Annotated in this window: 5 protein-coding genes; 4 read left to right on the forward strand and 1 reads right to left on the reverse strand. The window is 60.9% G+C overall.

Annotation, left to right across the window (positions count from 1 at the left end; all coding sequences use genetic code 11):
• The first annotated feature begins 205 nt into the window (after positions 1–205).
• From DBR18_RS13715 to DBR18_RS13730, 4 genes are all read left to right on the forward strand, one after another.
• Positions 206–481 carry a metal/formaldehyde-sensitive transcriptional repressor gene (locus tag DBR18_RS13715; RefSeq protein WP_108590709.1) on the forward strand — a complete coding sequence of 92 codons (276 nt, stop codon included), beginning with the start codon at positions 206–208 and terminating at the stop codon, positions 479–481.
• Positions 482–493: 12 nt separating this feature from the next.
• Positions 494–1,423 carry a CDF family Co(II)/Ni(II) efflux transporter DmeF gene (gene dmeF, locus DBR18_RS13720; RefSeq protein WP_108590710.1) on the forward strand — a complete coding sequence of 310 codons (930 nt, stop codon included), beginning with the start codon at positions 494–496 and terminating at the stop codon, positions 1,421–1,423.
• Positions 1,424–1,599: 176 nt separating this feature from the next.
• The gene (locus DBR18_RS13725) at positions 1,600–2,820 is read left to right on the forward strand and encodes a putative DNA modification/repair radical SAM protein (RefSeq protein WP_108590711.1); all 1,221 of its coding nucleotides are present in this window, start codon (positions 1,600–1,602) and stop codon (positions 2,818–2,820) included.
• A complete protein-coding gene (locus DBR18_RS13730; RefSeq protein WP_108590712.1) occupies positions 2,817–3,638 on the forward strand; it encodes a TIGR03915 family putative DNA repair protein in 822 nt (273 codons plus the stop codon). The genes DBR18_RS13725 and DBR18_RS13730 overlap by 4 nt, the downstream gene beginning before the upstream one ends.
• A 155-nt stretch (positions 3,639–3,793) precedes the next feature.
• Here DBR18_RS13730 and DBR18_RS13735 read toward each other — a convergent pair whose 3' ends face one another.
• Positions 3,794–4,813 carry a branched-chain amino acid aminotransferase gene (locus DBR18_RS13735; RefSeq protein ID WP_108590713.1) on the reverse strand — a complete coding sequence of 340 codons (1,020 nt, stop codon included), beginning with the start codon at positions 4,811–4,813 and terminating at the stop codon, positions 3,794–3,796.
• Positions 4,814–5,074 lie beyond the last annotated feature (261 nt).

Below are 5,074 nucleotides of genomic sequence, written 5' to 3' on the forward strand. Positions count from 1 at the left end.
AAATGTAGGAGTGAGCCTGCTCGCGAAGGGGCCGGCTCATCCAGCATCTTTACTAGCAGGCACACCACCTTCGCGAGCAGCTGGCTCCCCCAGTGGGAGTGAAGTCGCTTTCAGCATCCCGTTCATCCTTTGAATGCTCACCGAACTTGCGATTGCCCAAGCCATCGGCGACCATGCCCGCCATATAGGAGTAGGGGGTATAGGTATGTCGCACATTCATGAACACAAAGACGAGCTGCTCAACCGCGTGCGGCGGATTGCCGGGCAGGTGCAGGCCGTGGAAAAAGCGCTGGAGGGCGATGCCGATTGCGCCAAGACCTTGCATCTGGTGGCGGCGATTCGCGGGGCGGTCAACGGTTTGATGGAGCAGTTCATCGAGGCCCACACCCGCGAGCACGTCGCCCATCCCGACCTCAGCGATGAACAACGCGCCCAGGGCGCCGAAGATCTGCTGCAAGCCATCCGTCGTTATGCCAAATAGAGCACGCGCATCATGAGCCTGACCCCAAACGCTGACCGTTTCAGCCACGATCACCAGTTTCTCGGCGCGTCCCACGACGAAAACGCCCGCCGCACGTTGTGGGTGGTGGCGCTGACGTTCGTGATGATGATCGGCGAGATCGCCGCCGGTTACCTCACCGGTTCCATGGCCCTGCTGGCCGACGGTTTCCACATGGCGACCCATGCCGGCGCGTTGGGCATCGCTGCGGCGGCCTACGGTTTCGCCCGGCGCAATGCCAACAACCGCCGTTACAGTTTCGGCACCGGCAAGGTCGGCGATCTGGCCGGTTTCGCCTCAGCCATGGTGCTGGGCCTGGTGTCCCTGGGCATCGCCGGCGAGTCGGTTTTTCGTTTGTTTGAACCCACCTCGGTGGCATTCGGCGAAGCGACGGTGATTGCCATCGTCGGGCTAGGCGTAAACATCCTCAGCGCCTTCCTGCTGATGGGCCATCACGGCCATGACCACGGCCATCAGCATGATCAGCGCCACGATCATCATCACCATCACGACAACAACCTGCGTTCGGCCTACGTCCATGTGCTGGCCGACGCCCTGACCTCGGTGCTGGCGATTGCCGCGTTGCTGGCCGGCCGTTATCTGGGCTGGGTATGGCTGGACCCGGTGATGGGCATTGTCGGCTCCATCGTTATCGCCAAATGGGCCTACAACCTGATGCGCGACAGCGCCGCAGTGCTGCTCGACACCACCGACGAGCCGGTGGCAGCGGAGATCCGCGAGCTGCTGGAAACTTCGGACGATGTTCGCATCAGCGATCTGCACGTCTGGCAGGTCGGCCCGCAGGCGCGGGCGGCGATTGTCAGTGTGGTTGCGGCGGCAGGTGTGACGGCGGAGGCGATTCGCGAACGGCTGGCGCCGGTGCATGAGTTGTCGCACCTGACTATCGAGTTGCGCAGCGCTTAAGGGGCGCAGCAGCGCAATCCACGCAAGCGAAAGATCGTCCGATCGCGGCCCAAGCCTTCGACAGCTCATACAGAGGAAGTACAGCTGATCGGCTGCAGCCTTTTGATCCTGTTTTGCACCTTGTGCCGATCCAATAGACTCGATACTGTACGCATAACCAGTATCGAGTCACCGCCATGCAAATCATCGACAAGCTAAGCATCCTCGCCGACGCCGCCAAGTACGACGCCTCCTGCGCCAGCAGCGGCGCGCCCAAGCGCAGCTCCGAAGGCAAGAGCGGGCTGGGCTCGACCGATGGCATGGGCATCTGCCACAGCTATACGCCGGACGGTCGCTGCGTATCGTTACTTAAAATCCTGCTGACCAATTTCTGTCTCTACGACTGCCAATACTGCGTCAATCGTCGCTCCAGCGATGTGCCGCGCGCCCGTTTCACGCCCGAAGAAGTGGTCACGCTGACCCTGGATTTCTACCGGCGCAACTGCGTCAGCGGGCTGTTTCTCAGCTCGGGGATCATCCGTTCGGCGGACTACACCATGGAGCAACTGGTGCGGGTGGCGAAGCTGTTGCGCGAAGAGCACGAATTTCGCGGTTACATCCACCTCAAGACCATTCCCGAGGCCGACCCGGCGTTGATCGAGGAGGCCGGGCGCTACGCTGATCGTCTCAGCGTCAACATCGAATTGCCCACCGATGCCAGCCTGCAAACCCTGGCGCCGGAGAAGCAGATCGGGTCGATCAAGCAGGCGATGAACACCATTTACACCGGCGTGCAAACGGTGCTCAACGAACCGCGTTCGGCAAAATTCGCCCCCGCCGGGCAGAGTACGCAAATGATCGTCGGCGCCGATGACACCGACGACAGCACGATCCTGCACAGCGCGCAGTCGTTGTATGGCAACTACCGCTTGCGGCGCGTGTACTACTCGGCCTTCAGCCCGATCCCCGACAGCCCGAAAAGCGTGCCGCTGGCCGCACCACCGCTGATGCGCGAACACCGGTTGTATCAGGCCGATTTCCTCTTGCGCAGTTACGGCTACAGCGCGAATGAGTTGCTCAAAGGCCCGGGCAATCTGGCGCTGGACATCGACCCGAAACTGGCCTGGGCGCTGCAGAACCGCGAAGTGTTTCCGCTGGACCTGAATCGCGCCGAGCCGTCGCTGATCGCGCGTATTCCGGGCATTGGCCTGCGCACCACCGAACGTCTGGTGCAATTGCGCCAGCAACGGCGCATTCGCTACGAAGACGTGGCACGCATGCGCTGTGTTTTGGCCAAGGCCAAGCCGTTCATCATCACCAGCGATTACCATCCGCAGCAGGCGGAGGTCACCAGCCACATGCTCTATCAGCAACTGCGCGACCGGCCGCAGCCGCAGCAGATGGGGTTGTGGGGATGATCAATCTCGATTGCGACGACCTGTTCGACACCTGGCGCCAACAGGCGCGCTGGCTGCTCAGCCATGAAGTCGACCCGAGCCTGGTGAGCTGGGCGTCGGAGGGTGTCAGCGACCTGTTTGCCAGTGACGTGTCGGTGCCCGAGGGGCAGGGGCCGTTTCAGGCACGCATCCCTCGCGCCTTGCTCGACACCCTGGAACAAGCGGCGCAGTACCGTGGCGACCAGCGCTGGAGTCTGCTGTATGAAGTGCTGTGGCGCGTCAGCCACGGCGACCGTACGGCGATGATGGCCGGTGACAAACTCGGCAGCGAGTTGCAGCGGCGGATCAAACAGGTACACCGCGAAGCCCACCATTTGCATGCGTTCGTGCGTTTCATCGAACGCCCGCAGGATCAGCCAGGCCCGCAATACGTGGCGTGGCACGAACCGGCCCACGACATCCTGCACAGCGCCAGCGAGCATTTCGTCAGGCGAATGGGCCGCCACCGCTGGTTGATCGCCACGCCGCGTGACGGGGTGTATTACGACGGCGAGCAGTTGATTCATCAACGCCAGTGCCCGGTGGAATGGCAGCAACTGGCGCAGAACATCGATGACCCGCATGGCGAGCTATGGCTGACGTACTACAGCCACATCTTCAACCCGGCGCGGTTGAACGAGAAGGTCATGCAAGGGCATTTGCCGGTGCGGTTCTGGAAGAATCTGCCGGAAGGGGAGTTGATTCCCGGATTGATCACCCAGGCGCGCACGGGCAAGCAGCAGAACGGGCAGGCCAGCGGGATTGCCGCGCGGGGCGGGAAGCGGATTGCGGTGAAATAGAATCAAAAGATCAAAAGATCGCAGCCTGCGGCAGCTCCTACACAGATCTCCTGTAGGAGCTGCCGCAGGCTGCGATCTTTTGATCTTGATCCTCACAACGTAAAAGCCCCCCATCAATCACTTGATGGAGGGCTTTTGTACATCTGGCCGTCAGATCAAACCTTGACGATCCAGCCTGCTGGCGCTTCGATGTCGCCGGTCTGCACACCAGTCAGCTCCTTGTAGAGCTTCTGGGTAACCGGGCCGACTTCGGTTTCGCTGTGGAACACGTGCAGGTGGTCGTTGTAGCTGATGCCACCGATCGGCGTGATCACTGCAGCCGTACCGCAGGCACCGGCTTCCTTGAAGTCCGACAGTTTGTCGATCAGCACGTCGCCTTCAACCACTTCCAGACCCAGACGGGTTTTCGCCAGTTCGATCAGCGACAGGCGGGTGATGCCCGGCAGCACCGACGGCGAGTTCGGGGTGATGAACTTGTTGTCGTGGGTGATCCCGAAGAAGTTGGCCGAACCGACTTCCTCGATCTTCTTGTGGGTCAGCGGATCCAGGTAGATGGCGTCGGCGAAGTTCGCCTTCTTGGCCTGGGAACCCGGCATCAGGCTGGCGGCGTAGTTGCCACCGACCTTGGCCGCACCGGTGCCTTGTGGCGCCGCGCGGTCGAAGCTGGAAATCTGGAAGTTGTGCGGGGTCAGGCCGCCCTTGAAGTAGGCACCAACCGGGATTGCGAACACCGAGAAGATGAACTCCGGAGCGGTGCGCACGCCGATGTTGTCACCCACGCCGATCACGAACGGACGCAGGTACAGCGCGCCGCCGGTGCCGTACGGAGGGATGAAGCGCTCGTTGGCGCGAACCACATCCTTGCACGCTTCGATGAACTGCTCGGTGGAGACGTGCGGCATCAGCAGGCGAGCGCAGCTGCGCTGCATGCGCGCTGCGTTCTGGTCCGGACGGAACAGGTTGATCGAGCCGTCCTTGCAACGATAGGCCTTCAGGCCTTCGAAGCACTGCTGGCCATAGTGAAGGGCAGTCGAGCCTTCGCTGATGTGCAGCACGTTGTCTTCGGTCAGGGTGCCTTTGTCCCACTCGCCATTGCGAAAGTACGACAGATAGCGTTTGTCGGTCTTGATGTAGTCAAAACCCAGCTTGTCCCAATTGATGCTTTCGTAACCCATGACACCCTCTATCACTGAACAACCGCCGAAACGGTTCAAGGCTTCTGACGTTTTTTTTGGATGGGCACAACAATACTTCATTCTTGAGCGGTTTCGCAGCCCGGACGATGGGGGGATAAGCAGATTTATTAGCCTGCTTATGAAAAATCTCTGTCCATCGCTGAAAAGATCGCAGCCTGCGGTGTAGTGGTTCAGTTTTTTTAAACCACTCCGTAGGAGTATTAGGCCGCCTGCTGCTCAAATAGCGCAGGCGGCAATTGG

This window comes from Pseudomonas sp. HMWF021, from assembly GCF_003061005.1.
Taxonomy (GTDB): Bacteria; Pseudomonadota; Gammaproteobacteria; order Pseudomonadales; family Pseudomonadaceae; genus Aquipseudomonas.

Bases quoted from the DNA above. Each gene is read 5' to 3' on its own strand.
- DBR18_RS13735 (WP_108590713.1), bottom strand. From the start codon at position 4,813: ATGGGTTACGAAAGCATCAATTGGGACAAGCTGGGTTTTGACTACATC.
- DBR18_RS13715 (WP_108590709.1), top strand. From the start codon at position 206: ATGTCGCACATTCATGAACACAAAGACGAGCTGCTCAACCGCGTGCGG.
- DBR18_RS13725 (WP_108590711.1), top strand. From the start codon at position 1,600: ATGCAAATCATCGACAAGCTAAGCATCCTCGCCGACGCCGCCAAGTAC.
- DBR18_RS13730 (WP_108590712.1), top strand. From the start codon at position 2,817: ATGATCAATCTCGATTGCGACGACCTGTTCGACACCTGGCGCCAACAG.
- dmeF (WP_108590710.1), top strand. From the start codon at position 494: ATGAGCCTGACCCCAAACGCTGACCGTTTCAGCCACGATCACCAGTTT.